The organism is Paenibacillus sp. JQZ6Y-1, assembly GCF_040719145.1.
Classification (GTDB): domain Bacteria; phylum Bacillota; class Bacilli; order Paenibacillales; family Paenibacillaceae; genus Saccharibacillus; species Saccharibacillus kandeliae.
The window spans coordinates 1,847,887-1,869,712 of record NZ_JBFDUZ010000001.1; the positions used below are offsets into that span (position 1 = coordinate 1,847,887).

Annotated in this window: 19 protein-coding genes and 1 pseudogene; 13 read left to right on the forward strand and 7 right to left on the reverse strand. The window is 40.6% G+C overall.

Annotated features, from left to right (window positions below):
* Positions 1-251 precede the first annotated feature (251 nt).
* The 8 genes and pseudogenes from ABXR35_RS07995 (at position 252) to ABXR35_RS08030 (ending at position 8,850) form a co-directional block, all read left to right on the forward strand.
* Entirely contained in the window at positions 252-1,442 is a 1,191-nt protein-coding gene (locus ABXR35_RS07995) for a glycine C-acetyltransferase (RefSeq protein WP_367057912.1), read from the forward strand.
* 37 nt (positions 1,443-1,479) lie between these two features.
* Positions 1,480-2,439 carry an L-threonine 3-dehydrogenase gene (locus ABXR35_RS08000; protein ID WP_367057915.1) on the forward strand — a complete coding sequence of 320 codons (960 nt, stop codon included), beginning with the start codon at positions 1,480-1,482 and terminating at the stop codon, positions 2,437-2,439.
* A 537-nt stretch (positions 2,440-2,976) separates the two neighbouring features.
* Positions 2,977-3,102: a tyrosine-type recombinase/integrase gene (locus ABXR35_RS08005; RefSeq protein ID WP_367057918.1), complete on the forward strand. Its 126-nt coding sequence runs from the start codon at positions 2,977-2,979 to the stop codon at positions 3,100-3,102.
* A gap of 263 nt (positions 3,103-3,365) precedes the next feature.
* Positions 3,366-5,345, forward strand: a complete 1,980-nt coding sequence (locus ABXR35_RS08010) for an AIPR family protein (protein ID WP_367057921.1) — start codon at positions 3,366-3,368, stop codon at positions 5,343-5,345.
* A 192-nt stretch (positions 5,346-5,537) separates the two neighbouring features.
* Positions 5,538-6,245: pseudogene (locus tag ABXR35_RS08015) on the forward strand (nucleotidyltransferase domain-containing protein); the annotation flags it as partial.
* A 44-nt stretch (positions 6,246-6,289) separates the two neighbouring features.
* Complete coding sequence (locus ABXR35_RS08020) at positions 6,290-6,754, forward strand: SMI1/KNR4 family protein (protein WP_367057924.1); 465 nt, start codon at positions 6,290-6,292, stop codon at positions 6,752-6,754.
* A 712-nt stretch (positions 6,755-7,466) separates the two neighbouring features.
* On the forward strand, positions 7,467-8,585 hold the full coding sequence (gene rpoD, locus ABXR35_RS08025; RefSeq protein WP_367057927.1) for an RNA polymerase sigma factor RpoD: 1,119 nt from the start codon (positions 7,467-7,469) through the stop codon (positions 8,583-8,585).
* A gap of 37 nt (positions 8,586-8,622) precedes the next feature.
* Positions 8,623-8,850 (forward strand): hypothetical protein, encoded by a 228-nt coding sequence (locus ABXR35_RS08030; protein WP_367057930.1) that lies wholly within the window; start codon positions 8,623-8,625, stop codon positions 8,848-8,850.
* 698 nt (positions 8,851-9,548) lie between these two features.
* On the opposite strand, the gene ABXR35_RS08035 is transcribed toward ABXR35_RS08030, so the two are convergent.
* Entirely contained in the window at positions 9,549-10,388 is an 840-nt protein-coding gene (locus ABXR35_RS08035) for an SDR family NAD(P)-dependent oxidoreductase (RefSeq protein ID WP_367057932.1), read from the reverse strand.
* Positions 10,389-10,594: 206 nt separating this feature from the next.
* Here ABXR35_RS08035 and ABXR35_RS08040 point away from each other — a divergent pair, with 206 nt between their 5' ends.
* Entirely contained in the window at positions 10,595-11,494 is a 900-nt protein-coding gene (locus tag ABXR35_RS08040) for an AraC family transcriptional regulator (RefSeq protein ID WP_367057934.1), read from the forward strand.
* A gap of 340 nt (positions 11,495-11,834) precedes the next feature.
* Here ABXR35_RS08040 and ABXR35_RS08045 read toward each other — a convergent pair whose 3' ends face one another.
* Positions 11,835-12,713, reverse strand: coding sequence for an SDR family oxidoreductase (locus tag ABXR35_RS08045; RefSeq protein WP_367057936.1), 879 nt, complete (start codon positions 12,711-12,713; stop codon positions 11,835-11,837).
* 133 nt (positions 12,714-12,846) lie between these two features.
* Positions 12,847-13,290 (reverse strand): Rrf2 family transcriptional regulator, encoded by a 444-nt coding sequence (locus ABXR35_RS08050; protein WP_367057938.1) that lies wholly within the window; start codon positions 13,288-13,290, stop codon positions 12,847-12,849.
* Positions 13,291-13,596: 306 nt separating this feature from the next.
* On the opposite strand from ABXR35_RS08050, the gene ABXR35_RS08055 reads away from it, so the two are divergent.
* Positions 13,597-14,148, forward strand: a complete 552-nt coding sequence (locus tag ABXR35_RS08055) for a hypothetical protein (protein ID WP_367057940.1) — start codon at positions 13,597-13,599, stop codon at positions 14,146-14,148.
* Positions 14,149-14,326: 178 nt separating this feature from the next.
* On the opposite strand, the gene ABXR35_RS08060 is transcribed toward ABXR35_RS08055, so the two are convergent.
* Positions 14,327-14,686: a winged helix-turn-helix transcriptional regulator gene (locus ABXR35_RS08060; protein WP_367057943.1), complete on the reverse strand. Its 360-nt coding sequence runs from the start codon at positions 14,684-14,686 to the stop codon at positions 14,327-14,329.
* A 134-nt stretch (positions 14,687-14,820) separates the two neighbouring features.
* On the opposite strand from ABXR35_RS08060, the gene ABXR35_RS08065 reads away from it, so the two are divergent.
* Positions 14,821-15,855 carry a zinc-binding alcohol dehydrogenase family protein gene (locus ABXR35_RS08065; protein WP_367057945.1) on the forward strand — a complete coding sequence of 345 codons (1,035 nt, stop codon included), beginning with the start codon at positions 14,821-14,823 and terminating at the stop codon, positions 15,853-15,855.
* A 246-nt stretch (positions 15,856-16,101) separates the two neighbouring features.
* Here ABXR35_RS08065 and ABXR35_RS08070 read toward each other — a convergent pair whose 3' ends face one another.
* Positions 16,102-16,956, reverse strand: coding sequence for an NAD-dependent epimerase/dehydratase family protein (locus ABXR35_RS08070; protein WP_367057948.1), 855 nt, complete (start codon positions 16,954-16,956; stop codon positions 16,102-16,104).
* A 261-nt stretch (positions 16,957-17,217) separates the two neighbouring features.
* Here ABXR35_RS08070 and pdxR point away from each other — a divergent pair, with 261 nt between their 5' ends.
* Entirely contained in the window at positions 17,218-18,609 is a 1,392-nt protein-coding gene (gene pdxR / locus ABXR35_RS08075; protein ID WP_367057951.1) for a MocR-like pyridoxine biosynthesis transcription factor PdxR, read from the forward strand.
* A 154-nt stretch (positions 18,610-18,763) separates the two neighbouring features.
* On the opposite strand, the gene ABXR35_RS08080 is transcribed toward pdxR, so the two are convergent.
* Positions 18,764-20,272: a M28 family peptidase gene (locus ABXR35_RS08080; protein WP_367057954.1), complete on the reverse strand. Its 1,509-nt coding sequence runs from the start codon at positions 20,270-20,272 to the stop codon at positions 18,764-18,766.
* A 133-nt stretch (positions 20,273-20,405) separates the two neighbouring features.
* Here ABXR35_RS08080 and ABXR35_RS08085 point away from each other — a divergent pair, with 133 nt between their 5' ends.
* Complete coding sequence (locus ABXR35_RS08085) at positions 20,406-21,011, forward strand: TetR/AcrR family transcriptional regulator (protein WP_367057957.1); 606 nt, start codon at positions 20,406-20,408, stop codon at positions 21,009-21,011.
* Between the two features lie 98 nt (positions 21,012-21,109).
* On the opposite strand, the gene bglS is transcribed toward ABXR35_RS08085, so the two are convergent.
* Complete coding sequence (gene bglS, locus ABXR35_RS08090; RefSeq protein ID WP_436669327.1) at positions 21,110-21,823, reverse strand: beta-glucanase; 714 nt, start codon at positions 21,821-21,823, stop codon at positions 21,110-21,112.
* Positions 21,824-21,826 lie beyond the last annotated feature (3 nt).

A 21,826-nucleotide genomic window follows, 5' to 3' on the forward strand; every position in this document is an offset into this window, starting at 1 on the left:
TCTGTGATTTTTGATCATAGAAACGACGTTTTTAATTTACGAAAACATTAGGTATGGTTAGCACATAAAGGCAATTTGCGATACGTATTCAACTTTATTCTTTCCTCTTTTTCATTATTTGTCCTCTCCATGTGTACAAAGAATAAAAAAGATGATACATTGAAATCAGCGTATAGACAGCAATGAAAGCGTTATCCTAAATATTATATGTCTCCTGTAAAAGGACATATGTATACTGAGGAGGGAATGTAATGTCCAGCCAAGTATTGGACCAATTTTTGAGATCAAACATTGAGGAGTTAAAGACAAAAGGGCTATACAATGTCATCGACACGCTACAAGGTGCAAATGGACCTGTGATTCGTATTGATGGAAAGTCTCTTATTAATCTCTCTTCTAATAACTATCTGGGATTGGCAACTGATCAGCGTTTGATTGATGCTTCCGTTCAAGCAGCGCAGACATACGGGGCAGGCGCAGGCGCTGTACGAACAATTAACGGTACGATGGATCTGCATATCGAGCTTGAACAAAAGCTGGCAACCTTCAAAAAAACAGAAGCTGTTATTGTGTATCAATCAGGATTTAACTGCAATATGGCGGCGATCTCCGCAGTAATGGATGGTCACGATGCTATTTTGTCCGATGAACTGAATCATGCTTCGATCATAGATGGCTGCCGTCTGTCGAAGGCGAAAGTCATTCGCTTTAAGCATTCAGATATGAATGATTTAAGAGAGCAGGCAAAAGCTGCTAAGGCATCGGGTCAGTATCAGAAAATCATGGTCATTACTGACGGTGTATTCTCTATGGATGGCGATATTGCCAAGCTTCCTGACATTGTGGACATAGCCGAGGAATTTGACCTGATTACGTATGTGGATGATGCGCATGGCTCAGGCGTTCTTGGACAAGGAGCGGGAACGGTGAAGCATTTTGGATTGTCTGACCGGATTGATTTTCAAATCGGTACGCTATCCAAGGCGATCGGCGTTGTGGGCGGTTATGTGGCGGGGAAGAAGCAATTGATCGAATGGCTCAAGCTAAGAAGTCGGCCATTTCTGTTCTCGACCTCATTACCTCCGGCTGCCATTGCTGCTTGTAGCGCTTCTGTCGATATTTTGATGAACGATACGGAGCTGATCGACAAGCTATGGAAAAACAGTACCGATTTAAAAGAGGGCTTAAGTCGGCTTGGATATGATGTAGGCAAGAGCGAAACGCCGATCACCCCATGTATTATTGGCGATGAAGTAACGACCCAGCAGTTTAGCAAACGGCTGTATGAAGAAGGTATATATGCCAAGGCAATCGTATTTCCAACTGTTCCAAAAGGGACGGGCAGAATACGCAATATGCCAACGGCTGCACATACAAAGGATATGCTCGAACAGGTAATCTCTGTTTACGAGAAGGTTGGTAAGGAAATGAAGCTGATTTAGATGCATGCGCGAGAATCTATTTCGGGAGGAATTTCTAATGGACAAGATTTTAGTGACGGGTGCACTGGGTCAGATCGGTTCAGAGTTGGTTGTGAAGTTGCGTGAGATATATGGTGCGGATCATGTGGTTGCTACAGACCTCAGATCATCGACTCACGACATTACCATATCCGGTCCATTTGAGTTGCTGGATGTGACGAATGATAAGGCAATGTTTGACATTGCCAAGCGATATAACGTGGATACAGTCATCCATCTGGCAGCGTTATTGTCCGCTACCGCAGAGGAAAAGCCGCTGCTTGCATGGAATTTGAATATGGGCGGATTGATGAATGCACTTGAAGTATCCAGAGAGCTCGGTTGCCAATTTTTTACCCCAAGCTCGATTGGAGCGTTTGGCCCTTCGACTCCGAAGGACAATACTCCGCAGGATACGATTCAGAGACCTAATACCATGTATGGGGTGAATAAGGTATCTGGTGAGTTGCTCTGTGATTATTATTTTCATAAATATGGGGTGGATACGAGAGGGCTGCGGTTTCCAGGCTTGATATCGTATATGACGCCTCCTGGTGGTGGGACGACAGATTACGCTGTGGAAATCTACTATGCAGCTATAACAGCCGGGCGGTATAGCTCTTATATCGCTAGAGACACCAATATGGACATGATGTATATGCCGGATGCTTTGGACGCTATTATCAAATTAATGGAAGCGGATTCATCGAAATTTAAGCACCGGAATTCATTTAATGTTACGGCAATGAGTGTAGATCCAGAAGCGATCGCTGCGGCGATTCGAGAGGAAATTCCTAGTTTTGTCCTTGATTATAATGTAGATCCCAAAAGACAGGCGATTGCAGATAGCTGGCCGCATTCGATCGATGCAACAGCAGCGAGAACAGAATGGGGATTCCAGCCACGATACAACTTGCAAGCGATGACGAAGGATATGCTGTGTAAGATAAGTGAGAGACAATTGCTTCGTAAGGCGTAGAGTGATTGTGGATTGGGCTGCGGCGTGATTATTTGCATGGGATTTACTTATGTGTAGTTTGTTGGTTCTATCTAATCATATTTTAGAACTGTTTTGAAGCGGGTATGATGATTTCATACGTAACGATTAGCGCTGAAAGAATTAGCGTCTTAGGGTGGTCATCCATCTTAAGTCCCTTTTTTATGCGAGAATATGTTTCCCAAAATTTCCAGATGATGATAATATAAGTAGGCGAGTACGATGAAGTTTGAGTGGATTTATCGCAATCCGCTGACTGTAGGATTAAAGAGAGAGTGGTATGAAACAGAAAGGTTGAAAGAGATTCGCAGGGTGCCGTTTAGAGTCGGAGGACTACGTTTGAGAGCGAATTGTCGTGAAAGTTAGTAAAGGTAAAGGTCGAAAAGACAAATATTGTTATCTTAAATGGCAAGTACGATTTCGAAGCGTTATATGGAGCAGGAAAATTCGGATCGGGAGGGAAGCAATCTTACCGAGTGATCTGCGCAAAAAAGTGTTTAAAGAAGCGTTCTTACAATTATGGATTCAAAAGGATTTAGTATTCATTCGCTGAGATATTCCTTAGCGACACATTTGTTGGAGAACGGAATTGATCTGAGTTATATTCTTGAGTTGCTTGGGCATAAGATTGTTATACGCATTTGAGCCAGAAAGATAGTGGGCTGATTCAAAGTCAGGTGGATCTATGGGTAGGGTGGGGATGATGAAAGGAATAGGGATACATTCGTGAATAACTATGTAAGAAGAATTATTTGGAATTTATGGAATACTGCGTCGAAGATGGTATAAAGTAAGTTCAGGAATAAGACGCTATATGATAGAATCGAAACAAAAATTCATACTAAACAACTGAACAATCAGAGCATAAATAAATTTTAAGATGGACTTTGAATGTGGAGGTTATTCAATTGAATCAAATCGTTAAAAGTTTTCTTGAGACGCACATTAAAGAATACGGAATTGAACATCTAAAGCAAGAAGTAGCTTTTGAACATTTTTGTAATAGATTAATTGTTAATAAATATGTTATAGAAAGATTTTCTCCTGAAGATACGATGACTAATGCTGGAGAAATTGGACTAGATGGTATAGCAATAATAGTAAACGATATACTAGTCAATGATAAAGACACATTAAATGAAGCATTAAAACTTTCTGCTAAAATTGATGTGAAGTTTATTTTTCTACAAGCTAAAACAAGTGATAAGTTTGATGGTGATGAAATAGGAACTTTCTGTTTTGGAGTTAAAAGTTTCTTCTTACCCAAAGAACAAAGACCAAAAACAAATGATAAAATTGAAGCGTTAATAGAGATTAAGGATCAAATTTATACAAAAAGTATTGATTTTTCTTCCAAGCCAGAATTAAATCTGTTTTTTATTACTTGTGGTAAATGGAATAGTGAGAATAATCTTAATGATAGAGTGAAAATAGAGTGCGATTATTTTGAAAAGACACAAGATTTCGAGGATGTTAATTTTTATCCATATGATAATGAAAAGATAATAATTACCTACAAGGAATTGAAGAAGAAAATAAGTAAAATGATAGTAATGGAAAAAAAATTTACATTTCCTAGTATGCTTAATATAAAACAAGCATATGGTGGTTTAGTAAAATGTAAGGATTTTGTGAATATATTAGAAGATAACGAAGGGAATATGTTAAGAAATATTTTCGAAGATAATGTAAGAGACTTTCAGGGATATAATCCAGTGAACAAAGAAATCCGTGGTACCATTAATGACGTTAATGAACAAAAATGGTTTTCTGTACTTAATAATGGACTTACAATAATTGCCAAGAAAATTGAATCAACAGGAGATGAAATAGAAATATTTGACTACCAAATCGTAAATGGATGTCAAACTAGCTACGTATTATTTGAGAATAAAGATAAATTTACTGATGCAATGCATCTTTTTATCAAAATAATTGAAGTAGAGAATCAAGAAGTCTTAGATAGAATTATTTACACAACCAATCGACAAACAGAAGTTAAGTCAGAAGCATTTGCTTCCACTAGACCATTTCATAAGGGTTTAGAAGATTACTACAATTCTATAGAACCGCAGTATCGTTTGTATTACGAAAGAAGATCCAAACAATATGACTTAGTAGATAATATTAATAAAAATAATGTAGTTACACTTTCTACTCAAATAAACTCCTATATATCTATGTTTTTGAATTCTCCGCATAGTACACATCGTTATTACGGAGAGTTATTACAAAACTATAATAAGCAGTTATTTGTTAATGATAGTTTATATGAACCATACTATATTTCGGCTTATTTTCACTATTTCGTAAATAACTATCTAAAGTCAGGTGATATTTCAAAACCAAAATATCAACGCTTTAAGTATCACATAGTTTGTGCAATGAAGGCTTTATCAGTTGGAAAGGAAATGCTTTATCCTAACAGTCGTAACTTGAAAAAGCAATGTGAAGCTTTGATGAAGGAAATTAAGTCAGATAACGATTTGAAGGAACTGTTTATTATTGCCACTTCTTGTTTAGACGAGGCAATGTTGAGAAATCCTAATATAAATCCGGATAACTTGCACCGCAGTAGAGAACTTACACAGACTTTGCTAGAAGTTGTTTCAGAGTATTCGCAGGCTTTAAATAACAGAGATTACTTAAAAAAGGGCGATGTAGTGTCTTGTGTGGTTAAAAAAATCGAGAGATATTACTTTCTAGTAGAAATAAAGACTGATGATATACGAACTAATGGCTCAGTACACATTTCGATGATTGCTGATCGATATGTTAAAGATATAAGAGATGAAGTGAAACTAGCAGATATAATTCAAGCTAAAATAGTTAATGATGACTACTACGAAAAATGGTTTGGATGGGAATTATCAATGGTTTTGAATTGAGTTTATTTTAGAAAAAGTTATCTAAAAAAAATTTAAGATCTTTCTTTATGAGTTGATTAATAATATTTAAAACAACTTTATAAAGAAAGATCTTTTGAGTTTAAAAACCACTTTTCCTAAGATTAAAGTTCATGTGACTATTTGATGTAAAAATTCCGATCAGATTATAAATAGAGTTGTCCTTGAGAAGGTCGCTATATCGATCATATACTTACCGAATTCAAAGATAAGATTCACAGCATTTATATGTGCGGCTCGATTCCCAAAGGAACGGCTAAACCTTTTCAGTCAGATGCAGACTTTACGATTGTATGTGCAAATCCTAACGATATTGATTACGAACAATTGTCAGCTATTAAAGATAGTCTTTTGAAAGAATACCCAATAGTAACGAAGATTGATACAATCATTTGCTCAATTGACGATGTATTGAATAAACCGAATGAGTGGGGTTTTTGGGTTAAGATCATTTGTGTTTGTGTATATGGTGAGGACATTGGAGAAAAAGTACCACCGATCATGATTTCTCCAGATTTCATTCTAGACTTGAATACAGAGACTAAGGAGGAAGTAGATCGTATTGTACATCGTTTACTTTCAAATGCTAATGATCATACCGTGACAACTAGATATATCAAAGGTTATTCGAAGAGATTGCTTCGTGCATTATACTCTTTGATTTTAGAAGATACAGGTGTGTGGGAAGATGACATGTTGAAGATGAAAAATACCATATTAAAATATTGTGATATTGACTCCACTTTAGTCGATTATCTGTATGCTTGTTACTTGGATAGCAACGTACCTGTTGAAGAGTTTCTGAGAATTGCAGATGAAGTATATCGCTATTTTGAGAACGCCTTACATAGAATGGCTGCTTCCAGAACTTCTTTTAACTGACTACATAGCCCGAAACTCCAAAATGAATATGTAGAGGTGTAAGCATGACACAAGAAGATATCAAAATGCTGTTGATGGAAAAGAAACTGATTCATACACCTCTCGTTGGTTGTACTGAAGAAGAGATAATTAAACTAGAGGATAGGGTTGGTTTTAAGCTGCCGGGAATGTATAAAGAGTTTTTGCTTGCGGCTGGGCACGGATCAGGCAGATTATTTCAAGGAACAACTGTTAATTATATTAACCTTATTGAAATTCAAGAATGGGCAAAAGAATTATTGGAAGAGAATAATAATCCCATAACTTTATCAAGTACTTCATTTGTTTTTTCAATGCATCAAGGGTATGAAATTAGATTTTTTGATGTCCATATGGGTGAGAATCCACCTGTATTTCTCTGGCACGAAGGAATGGAAAACCCGGCTTCAGCTATTAAGTTATTTGATACATTCGAGGAATTCTTGCTACAAGAGATTGAAGATCATTCCAGTGTAAGCTGGAGAGATTAAGAAAGTAGGATAGTTTGAAGAAGTGTGGAGCATCACATGACAAGTTCCCGTAACGAAGCAGGAAGTTAAAATAATGAAGAAAGTAAATCCATGCGTAAAAAGCAGGATAGATCTGAAGAAGCAGCCGAGAAATTTGGGGACCTACATGTTTAGTTCTATAGAGAAGGATCTGAGCGCTATTCATTCCGCCAGATCAGGTGTTCGCCATGCTTTCGAGTATGATAAGAATCTCATTTGTTTTCACAAACCGGGAATGACGTCCCAAACGAATTAGAGTTCTGCAGACAAACTCATTGGCATACTGTCGATATACATCATATGGCAAGCTTTTTAGATAACAAGTGAGGATTTCCTTAGAACATGGGAATCCCCACTTGTTTTGCTATAGGTACATGTGCTACCCATTCTAACCCTTCCAAAAACAAAAAAATCTTATCTCGATTAAGATCGAAATAAGATTGAACAGACGACTCAATGTACAAACATTAAAAGTGAAAATAAAGTTGAAAAAGTAATAATACTATAATATCATAATTAATATTAATTAAAAAAATTATATCACATATCCGAATGGATGTCAAGTGCTGAACAAAAATTTTTACAAGAGAATGAAGGAAGCAATGAGAATTAGTCATGACCAGGTAAACAGAAGCATTTCACAAGCTTGAAAACACAAAATAAGTTCCGTTTTCCAGACGGAGGGAGCTGAAGAATGACGAACGAACAGCAGGCAAGATTAGATACTGAGTTTACGCTTGAACAAACGAAAGAGTTTTTATTGGAACAAGGAAAGAAGAACGCATCGCTGCACTACAAGGAAATTATGAATAAGCTCGCTCCATTTGATCAGGACCCAGAGCAGATTGATGAATTTTTTGAGCTCCTGGTTGAAAGTGGGATTGATGTAGACAACGAATCCCATGAGGGGCAGCCATATGACTCAGATGCTCCTGTGATGGATGATCTGAATATGAAGGAATCCTTACTGCTTCGGTCCGGTATTAAAACAGATGATCCGGTTAGAATGTATTTGAAGGAAATCGGGCGCGTTCCTCTGCTGTCCGCAAAAGAGGAAGTGGAATTGGCCAAAAAAATCGAGAAGGGAGACGAAGCGGCGAGCCGTAGACTGGCTGAAGCGAACCTGCGGCTGGTCGTCAGTATTGCGAGGCGTTATAACGGCCGCGGCCTGCTGTTCCTGGATTTAATTCAGGAAGGCAATATGGGGCTGATCAAAGCAGTGGAGAAGTTTGACCATACCAAAGGGTATAAATTCAGTACATATGCAACCTGGTGGATCAGGCAGGCTATCACCCGAGCTATTGCTGATCAAGCCAGAACCATCCGCGTGCCGGTTCATATGGTGGAGACGATTAACAAGCTGATACGGGTATCCCGGCAGCTGCTTCAGGAAATTGGGCGCGAGCCCACTGTGGAAGAAATCGCCAAGGAAATGGAGATTACCATAGAAAAGGTGAGAGAAATCATGAAGGTATCTCAGGAGCCTGTGTCCCTTGAGACGCCTATCGGTGAAGAAAACGACTCGAATCTTGGTGATTTTATTGAGGATCAGGAAGCACTGGCTCCAGCGGATGCCGCTGCATATGAGCTGCTTAAGGAGCAGCTGGAAGATGTTCTGGACACACTCACCGAACGTGAAGAGAATGTTCTGCGTCTTCGTTTTGGATTGGATGATGGTCGTACACGAACTTTGGGGGAAGTGGGTAAAGTGTTTGGTGTTACTCGCGAGCGTATTCGTCAGATTGAAGCGAAGGCTCTGCGCAAGCTGAGACACCCAAGCCGCAGCAAGCGATTAAAGGATTTTTTGGAATAAGCTCGCATTATGAATAATTACAGAAGGAGGTGGTAGTATGGAAGCCGGATTTATGATCCGCTGCTTGAAATGTGGTGAGGAACAGAAACTCGTGCCGGGAAGACGTCTCAATTTTCGAAATGAGCCTATTAATTTTGGAACGGACAATTATGGTGCTGACCAAATATCCTGCAAATGCGGGAACGCGCTTGAAGAGCGGAGCAAGCATGAAAGCAGTGACTTTGAAGGAGAGTTTATTGTAGAGTGGCATGATATCTCTAAGTAAGGTGCATAAAGAATCTGTCGATGCAGAAAAAGAAAGAGCAACAAGCTTGGAACTTGTTTGTGCTGATTTTTCTAACAGTTAAGAAAGTCTAACTTCACTAAAGCGTTAAATTACTCTGAAACTTTCTGCTGGCAAGAAAAGCTTCATTTGAAACTAAGGAATTGTTAGACACGCTAAATTGACTTGAATTTCCATTAGAATCACGATCTTATAAAGAGTTTGCAGTCATCGAAAAAATGATCAGCAATTTGCTAGAATCAATAGACAAATTAAAATAAAGAATAAATATTCAAATATAATAACTGTAGTAACGAATACAATTAAATAAATCCTATGTAGTAATTATAAAAGTAAATTGCATAGGGTTTATTTAATTAAAATATTAAAAGTATCAAATAGCAGCGGTAGTAAGAGAATTAAGGTTGATAATTATTAAATAGTAAAATTTAGCTAGATGTATAGTATATGAGCAATGATTATGGATACAAGGTTAAGATCAAGCGTAAGGATTTTCAATTCTTTTATACATAATCACAAAACTCGTATTTTGTACATATGTATATACATAGTCTTAACCATGACTTTTTGTTTATTCTATCCTTCCTTGAATAAAAAAACGGAAAAGCGATTTCTAAATCTGCTTTTCCGTTTGCCATTTGATTTGTTTCTTATTCCCCAAACTAACTCATGCAGAACGCTTATTCAAAATCCGTCTGAACACTAATACTCTTATTTGCTTCCAAATTCTCATGCAATTGAACTAGCCGTTCCGATGCTCGCTGATAAGCATCACTTCCCAAAAATAATTGAACTGGCGGATTCGGCGACTCGGCTAGATTCATAAATACTTCGGCTGCCTTTTCAGGATCACCCAGCTGCTTACCATCAGTCGATACAAATTGGTTGTGACCAGAGTGAATCTCACTATAATCTTCTATTTTATTGGCAGATAAAACTAGTGAATCCGCCTTATTAAAATGAGTTCTAAATCCACCCGGAGCTACTGCCGTCACTTTGATTCCCAGATGCTTCACATCCTGAGCAAGCACCTCCGTCAATCCCATTAGCGAGAACTTCGTAGCCGCATACACACTCCAGCCCATATGAGGAGCAAAGCCAGCAATGGAAGCAATATTAAATATATGCCCTGAACGCTGCTTTCGCATATACGGCAGTACACTCTGAATAACGTTGATCGGACCAAAAACATTGACTTCAAAGCTTGCCATGATTTCCTTCTCGGATAACTCCTCAATCGCACCTCCAATCCCATAGCCCGCATTGTTGACAACTACATCTATTTGCCCAAACGTCTCGTACGTTGTCTTCACCGATTGCTGAATCGAATCCGCTTGCGTCAAATCAACTGCCAACGGTAAAAATTGTCCTTCTGACGCCTCTCCTACAGCTTGCTTTAACTCTTCGATACGACGTGAAGTTGCAGCAACTCTGTATCCGCTCTTAATCAATGTTCTGACCAAAGACAATCCGAGCCCTTTCGAAGCACCGGTTACATACCATACTTTAGCTTGTTGCATGTTTTCCCCTCCAATAGATAATCTTTGTTGTGTAAACAGGCAATTGCGATACGCCTGTTAGCACAAATTGATTATAGGTCTCTCCTCCTAAATTCCTTTAACCTATTCTTTCCGCATTCTTGCCTATTATTGTCATCTGCTTAACAAAGTTAGTCCGACAACTTATAATGGATGTAACATGAAATATACGTATAGGAGAGATATACATGCTGGCTGAAGATCAAAAAACATACGTCAAACAGTTAGAACTTGCAAAGCTCGTTGAGAAGTTCTCTGTTACAGATGGCGACCATGTCACTCCGATCCCTTCCTTACATCTAGTTCGAGATTCTCAATCGAATATTCCTGTATGTAGAATTCAAAAACCTTCGCTATGCATTGTAGCTCAAGGTGAGAAGGTTATTATGCTCGCAGATGAGCGCTATCAATATGGGGTATCCAATTACTTAGCGGTATCTTTGGATGTGCCGATCACCGGTCGTGCTATTGATCCTTCGCCTAACGATCCTTACTTAGCGATTCGTTTGGATTTAGAAGCTGACCAAATCTTTCAGATCATGAAGGAAACTGACTTACTACCTGAGAACACGAAAAAGTACCATAAAGGGTTATTTGTAGGCAAAATGAATACTCCTCTTCTCGATGCAGCCGTTAGACTCGTAGCGCTTTTAGAGACGCCAAAAGACATTCCAGCAATTGCTCCTCTTGTTATACGTGAGATGATCTATAGACTCCTTAGCGATGATCATGGAGATGTATTTAAGCAAATTGCCTTGGTTGGAAGTAAGTATGCCTCTATTGCAGAAGTGATTGAGCAGATCAAGAACAATTATAATGAGCCTCTTCGTATTGAAGAATTAGCGGAGCTGGGGAACATGAGCGTTTCCTCGTTATATCGTCATTTTAAAGAACTAACCGCTATGACTCCTGTACAGTATCAGAAGCAAATCCGATTACAAGAAGCGCGTCGTCGCCTGTTAACTGAATCTACCCATGTGGCAGATATCGCATTCGAAGTAGGCTACGAAAGCCCCTCTCAATTTAGTAGGGAATATGCGCGCCTATTCGGCTTTTCTCCGGTAAGTGATATAAAGCGGTTCATCTGAATGAACATGAAACTCAAACCGCGTAAAACGTACGAAGTGTTAAAATCATCCGCTGTTACATGCAAATATTCCATACAAATGACTGCCTATTTCTTTCTAAAGATATTGATATAAAATGATGCAAAATAAAACAGCCTATCATCACTTCCATTTTGGTGACCGGCTGTTTTATTCCACAGACTTAGACTTCATCACTACATGATAAGCTTTCCACACACAATATTGATTTTACATACTATGCTTGTTTTATCCCTAAACTCGTATACAAAACCTCCCTTACAATTACATACACAACTTCATGCAAAGGATTGTATAGAGCTACGGTAATAGCTACCCATTGTCAATTTGCCGCTTTAGCAATGAATAGTTGTTGAAAGAATTCTTTGTAGGTTGTTGGTTTTCGACCAATGAGACGTTCCAGATCGCCGGTGATTTCCGAAAATTCTCCCGTGTTGATGGCTTGCACCCAACCGAGTAAGAAATCATGCATAGCCTGTGGCAAGCCCATCATGTCAAGATAATCTGTTTCGGAAATAGCTGCATAGGTGATGTGTTCCCCGCTAATCTCTGAGAGAATGTCAGCCATCTCTGAAAAGGATTTTGCCTCTCCGCCACTTAGGTGATATGTACGATTCTCGTGTCCGTTTTGCGTAAGAACAGCCACGTTAGCCGCTGCCAAATCATCTAAAGATGCAGCAGCTACTTTACCGGAACCTTCTGGTACTCGTACACTACGAGAGCTAATTGCATCTCCAACGGATACATTCATAAGTTCAAGATATGGTGGATTCCGCAAAATGGTATAGTCCAATCCAGATGCTTGAAGCGTTTGTTCTGTAAATATGTCGGACAACGTGATTTCAGGCAAAATAAGATTGGAATGTTCTTTTCGTATAATCGATGTGAAAATGACGTGCTTAACCCCCGCCTGTTTTGCAGCAGTAATAACGTTGAAATGTTGTTTATTGCGGTCGGTAAATGCTACTGCGGAAATGAGCATGACTTTTTCCACACCATGAAACGCCTTCAACAGAGAGTCATAATCGAAATAATCGCCTTGGTGGACCTCTACTCCTTGTTCAACCATTTTTTTTGCTTTAGCAGATTCTAGATCACGTACGAGTGCAGCGACCTGATTGGGCTGAACTTGTTTGAGTAGAAGATCGAGTGTTTTGCCACCAAGATTGCCTGTTGCTCCAGTAATAAGAATTTTTCCCATGTGAATTGCTCCTTTTAAGTTAAATTTTTTGTTTTTGATTAGCATTCCATAGTATGAAAAGAGGTAATATTAAATTTTTGCTCACTGTGTAACTGTAACGGTTACAGTTACACAAAAGGTAAAAAAAAGACGTTTATTCACGTCTATCTTTTTTTAACAAATCGTCTACAACATCTTGCATGGTAAAGCTAGCCAGAACATCTTCCATGGAGATTTCCGCTTTTTTAAATATGACAGACAGAACGCTTTGTATATTAGCTCCAACAATGCAGGCTAGCTCAGTATCCTCATGAATCTGAAACAACTGCCCTTCCTTTACAACTTCAACAGCTCGATAGACATCAAGCAAAGTGATCTGATCAATAGGCTTTAAAAGAGTCGTTCCTTTATAACCTAGATTCACATGAACCAAGCCTGCTTTTTTCAACATACTCGTTACTCGACGGATGACGACTGGATTGGTTTTTACACTAATTGCAAAGAATTCAGAAGTACAAGTCACATTCTTCCCTATCGCTAATATACTCAGTATATGAATGGCTACAGAAAATCTAGTACTAATTTTGACGGTAGTCACCTCCTTTTATGTAATCATATTAGTTACAATAATTGTGGTTGTCAACCTGTAAAGATGAATTCTTTCTCTTTTGCTTTTCTAATGCATGCATTGCCTCCTCTTTCAATCTGCATTTTATTCGCGGTAATGATTCATGCTAGATGCTCGACTATTTTATTACAGTTATAATAAAGTGAATTATAGCTATAAGGAGTAGGTACACTGGCAGCAGAATGCATTGAATATTGGGTGGGTTCTGAGACTTAGACTTCAAGAATGATTTATGAACTTGTAGCGGAGGAATAGTACGTCAAAAGGAGATTATGTATGATAAGAAACGATAGAGATACCATTGTAGATGGTATCAAGCATTTATGTGATGGAATTGGTCCATACCAAAAAATGGATACCTTTGAGGATTATCTTAAAATGCAAACGGACGTCTATGATACGTTTGGAGACGATTCATTCGATATTTTAATTGATATTTTAGTGAATCCTCCCGATTTGGGGCGCTTTGATCCGAATGATTTTGAATACGAATTACAAGAAGCTATTACCGCAGTCGGGCGTAGAAATCCTCGCTATGCTTTAGATACACTTCATGATCTGCTCGGTATAAAAAGTATACGGCTCGTCCTGATAAATATTATTGGTGGATTGGAAAATGAAGACGGTTTGTTTCTATTGGAGCCTTTATTGCAGCCGTCAGCAGAGTTGGATCCCTTGTCTGAAGATGAACTCATAGGCTTAGCTTGTGCGTTCCGTGAGATTAGAGGCGAGAAAGCTGTTGAACTTTTAATAAGAATGAAAGCAAAATATTATAATCATTCATCTGAGCTGTTGCAATATATAGAAGAAGGGTTAAAGGCACTTTAGCAGTTTTTTAATTACTGAAAACCTTTGAACATTCATTCCTTAGTGTATAACGTATAATATAGCTGTTTAAAAGACCTCATTTCCTACTTATAGCGGAAACGAGGTCTTTTGCTTTTGCATGGATATAACAATCAAATGATCCTTCACCATCAACTATAGATTCAACCATGCTTGCTTTCTATCTGGCAGCAGCACTGGAACGCTTTTTATGTTGTTCTCCCCAGATCTTCATTTCCCTAATAATCGGCACTAATGTGCTTCCAAATTCGGATAGCGAGTATTCTACTTTTGGGGGAACTTGCGGATATACTTCGCGGTGTACAATCCCGTCTTCTTCCAGCTCTCGCAGTTGCAGCGTGAGCATTCGTTGCGTAATGGTTGGGCATATTTTGCGAAACTCATTAAATCGGATAGGCCCTTCGATCATATGATACAGAAGGACTCCTTTCCACTTGCCGCCGATCACATCCAGTGTATATTCGACCGGGCAACCCTCTTCATTCGGACATTCACCATAGCCCGATCTGCGGTCACGCATGTATCCCACTCCTCTGTCATAGTATACAAATTGATACTAGATCACACGATTGTGCGTACTATTCATGCTAGTTAATATACGTTATATTACAACCAGAAATCAATAAGTGCTACACACTCAAGGAGGAAATCATCATGCCTAAGCAACAAATGAAAGCCATTGGCTTGCTGAAATATTTACCTATTCATGAATCTGAAAGTCTACTGGACGTTATGATCGATGTACCGGAACCGTCAGGAAGAGACTTGTTGGTCCGCGTCAAAGCAATTTCTGTCAATCCGGTTGATGTGAAGGTCCGCGCTCCTAAAAGTAAGATCGAAAATACGTTAAAGGTTCTCGGTTGGGATGTTGCCGGTATTGTTGAACAGGTTGGACCAGAATCTTCATTATTCAAACCAGGCGATGAGGTATACTATGCCGGCAGTATTGACCGTCCAGGTGGGAATAGCGAGCTTCATCTCGTCGATGAGAGAATCGTTGGGTTTAAACCGGAAACATTGGAATTTGCGCATGCAGCCGCTCTGCCATTAACCGCGATCACCGCTTGGGAAGCATTGTTTGATCGTTTGGGCGTGTCGACTTCTACCGAACAAAACGAAGGTAAGTCTATTTTGATCATCGGAGCAGCCGGTGGTGTCGGTTCGATTGCGACACAATTGGCAAAACACGCTGGCTTAACGGTCATTGGTACAGCCTCACGTCCAGAATCGAGTGATTGGGCTAAACAAATGGGCGCTGACTATATTATCAATCATTATGAAGACTTTCTCCCTCAGCTCCAAGCTCAAGGGTTAAAAGAGGTTGATTACATCTTCTGCTTGAACAGTACAGACAAGCATTGGAGCAATATGGCGGAAGCAATTGCTCCACAAGGGAAAATTTGCTCCATTGTCGAGACGGATGAGCCGCTGAATCTAACGTTACTGAAAAACAAAAGCGTTACGTTTTCTTGGGAGCTGATGTTTACCAGACCGTTATTCCAGACTTCAGATATGCTAGAACAGCACAAGCTATTAAACGAAGTCTCTCGTATGATCGATGAAGGAAGCTTACGTACAACAGTCGCTCAGACCCTCTCGCCCATCCATGCAGCCAATTTGCGCAAAGCTCATGCCATTGTCGAAGAAGGACGTATGACAGGTAAAATCGTACTTGAGAACTTCGAGTAATCGATTCCTGTTAGATAAATGAAACTTAGAAAAACAAATGATAGAGAAAGTCAGTTGACGGATGGTCAGAATCGTTGACTTCCCTATTCATAGATAACTGAAATAATATAGATAATCAAGTATAAGCAGCCGATCACTGTGATCAGCTGCTTTCTTTTTTATAATAAAGGTATAAGAGCAATCTCTACATTCCTCTACATTCGCATCAACTTACTGTATCCCTTTTCTACGTCTACTAGCCTAAACTTAACGTAAGGATTGGAGGAATCCTGTTCTCCATGTGGGATACTTCAATTCCCAACCACTTTCGCTTTTGGCTTTGCTGTTCGAAGCGCCTCTTTCCCACGGACTTGCACCGGATTGAATGTTGGGTACAGGTGCGTGTAATGCGTCTGCATACATCGGTAGCCAATCGGTACCTTTGGCTGGTTCATCATCTACGATGTTATACGTTCCTGTAGACCAGTCCAATGCCAGTAAAGCAGCATGTGCAGCATCTTCCACATGGACAAACGAAGAGATACCGTCTGTTGCTTCTACCTCCTGCTTTTTTACCTTCTCAGCCGTAGCCCCATTCTTGTCATACCATGTTGCTGGTCCATACAAAGTGCCATACCGTAAAATCACATATTCCGGAATTTCTTTCACTGCTTCTTCTAGAGCGACTATGCCGTTAATGGTTGTATGTCTAGGCATCGGGGCATCGATGTCCAATGCGGTTTCTTCTATAGCAGGAGTTGCGCCGGGTTCATATGCCCATGAAATACTCTGTGCGATCATTTTTTGAACCTTCGCCTGTTTGACTGCATCTACTAGATTCCGAGTCCCTTCGATGCGTATGCGTGCATTTTCTATTGAACTGCCCTCACTTAATGCGGTAAGTTGATGAATGACTACATCTGGTTTTATATCCGTTAATATAGCTGCCATTTGCTCTGCATCAAATACATCAGCAACGATAGCTTTGGCTCCTGTTTGTTCAATGATCTGTTTCTGTTCTTCTTTCCGTGTCATGCCAATCACTTCATGTCCAGCCTGTAGAAGCTGTGGCAGCAAGCATCTTCCAATCACACCACTTGCACCAGCTACAAAAATCTTCATATACGTACACCTCCATGCTCATTTTATATTCTGTTGTGTGTTTATAAGTAGAATTGGTATCGAAGATACACTCTCCGGTGCTGCGTTCTCGGCGGATACTGTTAAGCTTTTCGTTCTAAGACTTCTCTTTCTCATGCAATTGACTTCTTTCTATAAGTATGGGATTTGGCATGACTTATCGTAGCATGCTATATTGGTTCTCATAAGGTCCACTTTTATTACATTTTTACCATACCACTTTAGAAGGAAAGGACATTCCTCATGCAGCCCGAACCAAATGAAACCAAAACGAGACAGGTCTATTCATGGATTCGAGACCGTATCATGCAAGGCAGCTACAAAGCAGGCTCTTCCCTTCCCTCCACCCGTGAGCTGTGCAAAGAATTGGGAGTCTCGCGCGCCTTGATTGTAGAGGTGTATGAACAATTAACAGCGGAGGGATTTTTGGAAGGTAGACAAGGGTCAGGAACCTTTGTACGAGATATAGGTTCAAGCCGAGCGTTACATGTACAGTCCGAAGAGCGGATGTACAGGAATGAGGATGACTCCCTAGCTGGTGGAGAACATCTAGCTAATATTGATTTTCGTCCCAGCTTTCCGGCTCTTGAATATGCTCCTCTACAGAAGTGGAAACGAGTTGCTATGGATGTATACCATGACCTTCCCTCTTCTATGCTTGGGTATCAGGAGGATCTAGCTGGCAATATGGAGCTACGTCAGGCGATCTGTGATCACCTTCTGCATACCAAAGGTCTTCACTGTCTACCTTCGCAAATTATCGTCACGGCTGGCGCCACTCAGGCATTTTCGATACTCGGCAAGCTGTTATTATCATCTAGTGAAGCGATTGTTATGGAAGATCCGACGGCAACCTTTATTCATGATATTTTTGCGGAAACAAATGCCCGGATTATACCTATGCCCGTGGATGCAGATGGTCTATGTGTAGAGCAGCTGCCAACCGATGTAAATCCCAAGTGTATCTTTGTCACACCGTCTCATCAATTTCCACTCGGGAGTATTCTATCCATTACGAGGCGACTCCAATTGCTGGACTACGCTCGAAGCACAGGAGCCTATATTATAGAGGATGATTACGATAGCGAGTTCCGGTATGGGGGTATGCCTGTCCATGCGCTGCGCGAGCTTGATATAGAGCGTGTCATCTATATAGGCACATTTAGCAAAAATATGTTCCCTGCCCTACGACTCGGTTATATCGTGGCTCCACAAGCGTTGATACCATCGATTGTACAGCTTAAACGTACGGCAGATATGCAGTGCCCTACTTTACCGCAACTTACATTGGCTCGCTTTATGAACGAAGGACATTTGAAGCGTCATATGCTACGAATGAAACGAATCTATCATAAACGGAGGACTCATCTGATTCATGCGTTGCAGGCTACATTTGGAGAGAATGTTCAAATCACTGGCGATGCTGCGGGGCTGCATCTGATCGCAACATGGCATGGACAAAAGGTGAATCTGCTGACTGCAATGGAACTTGAGCAGCAACGTATTACAATCTACCCAGCCGAACGATACACGATTCGGAAGGATCAGTATCCTGACAGTCTGATCATGGGATTTGGCAATGTGAACGAGAGTCAGATTTCTGAAGGCATTCAATCTCTTGTGCCATTCCTATAATTCTGTAAGTCGTTATGTTGAGGTAAGTTGAGGTATGCTCGCGATCTGAGCTTGTTCTCTACATTACACGTAAACAGCAAAAGGAAGGGCAAATGCCCCTCCACTTGTTCTCTATCGATTTGCTTATTGTAAAATTGCCGTGATGATCATAGACTTAACGCGTGTTACCTAAGAAAAACGAATATCGCTCTGCTTCACCCAACACTTCCGTATCCGTCTGGTCAATCAGCCGCACTGCTTTTAGCAACGAATGAATCTGCTCATACATTAGATGCACATTAAATTTGTCCATTTCTTCGCTCTCACTATTTACGGTCAAATAATCCGGCATCGGAATGAGTCCAATCATAGGAATCCCCGCTTCAAACAACGGCTGACTCTCACCAAACTGAAACTTGTTATGTCCGCGCAATATAACGGTTCGTGTATTGGTTCGGTCTTCAATTGCTCTTCTCCAGATCCCCGTCATAGACTCATTACCGGCATACGTGAATTCGGTACTGATCTTACCTGTCGGTCCGTATTGTCCATCAGCATGATCGGTCCATTCCATACTGCCTAGATGCTCCACGGTTACACCAGCTACTGCTTTGCGATGTCCATCTTGCCCGTCCCACAACTCGGGATGATCCTGCATCCAAGTGGAGGTCGCCTGTGATGTCCCGCCAAACACAGGCAATCGAAAATGACCAGTGACAAAAGCAAAGATGAGCGTACGTTCAGGCTGCTCCTGTTGCAGGTAGCGGATCATGGACAACATCGCTACCGCTCCATTTTCCTCAATCGCATTTACTCCATCCGTGTGCGTGTTGATAAGAATGGATTCTTTATCATTTTTGCCTTCAATCTTCACATAAAACGATTCCGTTGGTGCACTTGGCTGTACGTCTGCTTGTAGCGTCACAGTCGCTTGTTTGGATTGTTTTGCTGCATGGATCACGCGCTGTCCTTCTGAAGCGTGAACCCATACTGCTGGAATACCTGCATAGTCCTCGGTAAATGGCAGGTACTGCTGCTCGACTTTGGCAGGAGATGCCCCATTCCAGACGAGAATGACTGCTAGTACACCTTGTTCTTTTGCTTTTTCTAGATGGACATTTTTTAAGGCAGTCGTCAGTACAAGATCCCCTACATTCGGAGAAATGCCGTTCGGCTCGTGAATGGATTCACGAATATTCATAATTAGACGTACGGGGAAATGCTCAAAGTTATGCACGTCCACCACTGCTATTTTACCTTTGGCTGCTTCATAGTGATTGGGATCGGTATATACCAGCTCTCCGGTTACTCCCTCTGCTGTCGTTTCACCTGAATAGGGAAACGCTGATGATACGTGAATGGTGTCATGACCGATGGTGATGCCGCTGTGCTGTTCTTCCCAGCGATCCAATATGTAGTGATCGGAATAGGTGGCGTGTCCGTCCTTTTCCAGTTGCTGCTTTAACCATGCAATGAATTGACTGTGACCTTGAGAGCCTGTTGTGCGGCTTCCGAACGCATTCATTTGCTGCATGTTGCTAAGCATGGCTGTCGTGGAGTCTAATTTGCTTTTGTCGATCTCAACCTTCGTTTCAATGGGCAATGTTACAGATTGGGTAGCTCCATATCTCCAAGCTGCCGCTACTAACAGCAAAATCGATACCGATAGTATTCGTCTCCACATAGATGCGATTCCTCCTAGCTTCACTTCCATTTTCTGATGTTACATTTGTCAACTCATGTCGTAAAGTGTAGAATGGAAACCGCGAAAATACAATACGAAGCCACGTCTGTTGTACAAAGAGGAGGAAAATGTCATGCCCAATGACCCATCACTTCAACCACATATTGCCAAACGACAGTCCAATCAAGAGACGAATCGTCTGACAAGAGAAGCAATCTGTACCGCTTTGCTTTTGCTTATCCAAGATCGTCCCTTTGGCAAAATTACAATTACTGATATTGTGAAGCGTGCAGGTGTATCACGTATGGCATATTACAACAACTATTCATCCAAACAGGATATTCTAATTGATCTAGTAGATTCACTTATTCTGGAAATCAATCAGCATTTGCTGCCTTATACGGATACTCTTACAGGTAAATCTACCGATCCTGAAGCGTTTATCCGTGTATTGTTTGAATCGATTCTCGCTAAGCGCGAAGTATATCGAACGCTTCAGGAGGCACATTTTGATTATGTCATTTTGGATTGTCTAAATGAGATTATGCAATCCCAATTGCAGCATCCGACAGATGAGTATGTATATTGGACGTACTTTAAAGCAGGTGCGTTATATAATGTGATTGTACAGTGGATTCGATTCGGATTTGTTCAATCGGTTGAGGAGATGACCGCGATCTGCTTGCGCTATTACTATACCCCTATGTCGGAAGATGATAAAAAGATTGGCTGGATGTAAGCGAGTGATTTCTTTACAACCTTAATGTAAGTGGGAATGTTTAATGGGAAATAAGAAAAAGCCCTAACCGTTGATGGTCAGGGCTTTTTCTTATCGATTTAATTGCCTGTGTATTTCACCCAATCATATTCGGCATACAGTGGATTCGCTCCATTGTACGAACCGAGCCAATCGTCAACACCAGTGCCGTTCCACAGATTCATCATAATTTGACCCGGTGTAGTTGGGATGTTGCTAGTTGCTGTATGCTTCAGAACGCCATCCACATACCATTTGATGGAGCCAGGCTGCCAGTCAAATGCGTACGTATGGAAGCCTTGGGAAGCGTCAAAGCCCAGATTGATCACTTTTTCGTGATTGCCAACACCGTTGGTGTAGTAGTTGAATTGAACTTTGGTAGTGTCTTTGCCTAGGAATTCGATATCGATCTCATCCCATTGTGTTCCATTAGCAGGACCAGTATAGGTGAAGAACGAAGATACAATCCCCGTATTTTTGGCAGGCTTCATGCTTACCTCGTATTTACCATAGCCATATTTGTTCGTTGTGCGGTATTCGCCGCAATCGAATTTGTTCTGCGCGGAGCTGGTCAGACCCAATTTCAGCTTGCCATCACTTGTAAAATTGACATTATTCCCACGCCATGTGCAGTTGAACATATCGCCATTGGAATATCCGTCTGCCTTTTGCCATGTACTTGCATTAAAGTACGTGAGCGGCTCCCAGAACGTTGTAGCAGCAAATACATTGGTCGAGAATAATAGCGATATCATGCCTGCGGTCAGTAAGGTAAGCCAAGATTTTTTATGCATATT

Bases quoted from the DNA above. Each gene is read 5' to 3' on its own strand.
- ABXR35_RS07995 (WP_367057912.1), top strand. From the start codon at position 252: ATGTCCAGCCAAGTATTGGACCAATTTTTGAGATCAAACATTGAGGAG.
- ABXR35_RS08000 (WP_367057915.1), top strand. From the start codon at position 1,480: ATGGACAAGATTTTAGTGACGGGTGCACTGGGTCAGATCGGTTCAGAG.
- ABXR35_RS08005 (WP_367057918.1), top strand. From the start codon at position 2,977: ATGGATTCAAAAGGATTTAGTATTCATTCGCTGAGATATTCCTTAGCG.
- ABXR35_RS08020 (WP_367057924.1), top strand. From the start codon at position 6,290: ATGACACAAGAAGATATCAAAATGCTGTTGATGGAAAAGAAACTGATT.
- rpoD (WP_367057927.1), top strand. From the start codon at position 7,467: ATGACGAACGAACAGCAGGCAAGATTAGATACTGAGTTTACGCTTGAA.
- ABXR35_RS08030 (WP_367057930.1), top strand. From the start codon at position 8,623: ATGGAAGCCGGATTTATGATCCGCTGCTTGAAATGTGGTGAGGAACAG.
- ABXR35_RS08035 (WP_367057932.1), bottom strand. From the start codon at position 10,388: ATGCAACAAGCTAAAGTATGGTATGTAACCGGTGCTTCGAAAGGGCTC.
- ABXR35_RS08040 (WP_367057934.1), top strand. From the start codon at position 10,595: ATGCTGGCTGAAGATCAAAAAACATACGTCAAACAGTTAGAACTTGCA.
- ABXR35_RS08045 (WP_367057936.1), bottom strand. From the start codon at position 12,713: ATGGGAAAAATTCTTATTACTGGAGCAACAGGCAATCTTGGTGGCAAA.
- ABXR35_RS08055 (WP_367057940.1), top strand. From the start codon at position 13,597: ATGATAAGAAACGATAGAGATACCATTGTAGATGGTATCAAGCATTTA.
- ABXR35_RS08060 (WP_367057943.1), bottom strand. From the start codon at position 14,686: ATGCGTGACCGCAGATCGGGCTATGGTGAATGTCCGAATGAAGAGGGT.
- ABXR35_RS08065 (WP_367057945.1), top strand. From the start codon at position 14,821: ATGCCTAAGCAACAAATGAAAGCCATTGGCTTGCTGAAATATTTACCT.
- ABXR35_RS08070 (WP_367057948.1), bottom strand. From the start codon at position 16,956: ATGAAGATTTTTGTAGCTGGTGCAAGTGGTGTGATTGGAAGATGCTTG.
- pdxR (WP_367057951.1), top strand. From the start codon at position 17,218: ATGCAGCCCGAACCAAATGAAACCAAAACGAGACAGGTCTATTCATGG.
- ABXR35_RS08080 (WP_367057954.1), bottom strand. From the start codon at position 20,272: ATGTGGAGACGAATACTATCGGTATCGATTTTGCTGTTAGTAGCGGCA.
- ABXR35_RS08085 (WP_367057957.1), top strand. From the start codon at position 20,406: ATGCCCAATGACCCATCACTTCAACCACATATTGCCAAACGACAGTCC.
- bglS (WP_436669327.1), bottom strand. From the start codon at position 21,823: ATGCATAAAAAATCTTGGCTTACCTTACTGACCGCAGGCATGATATCG.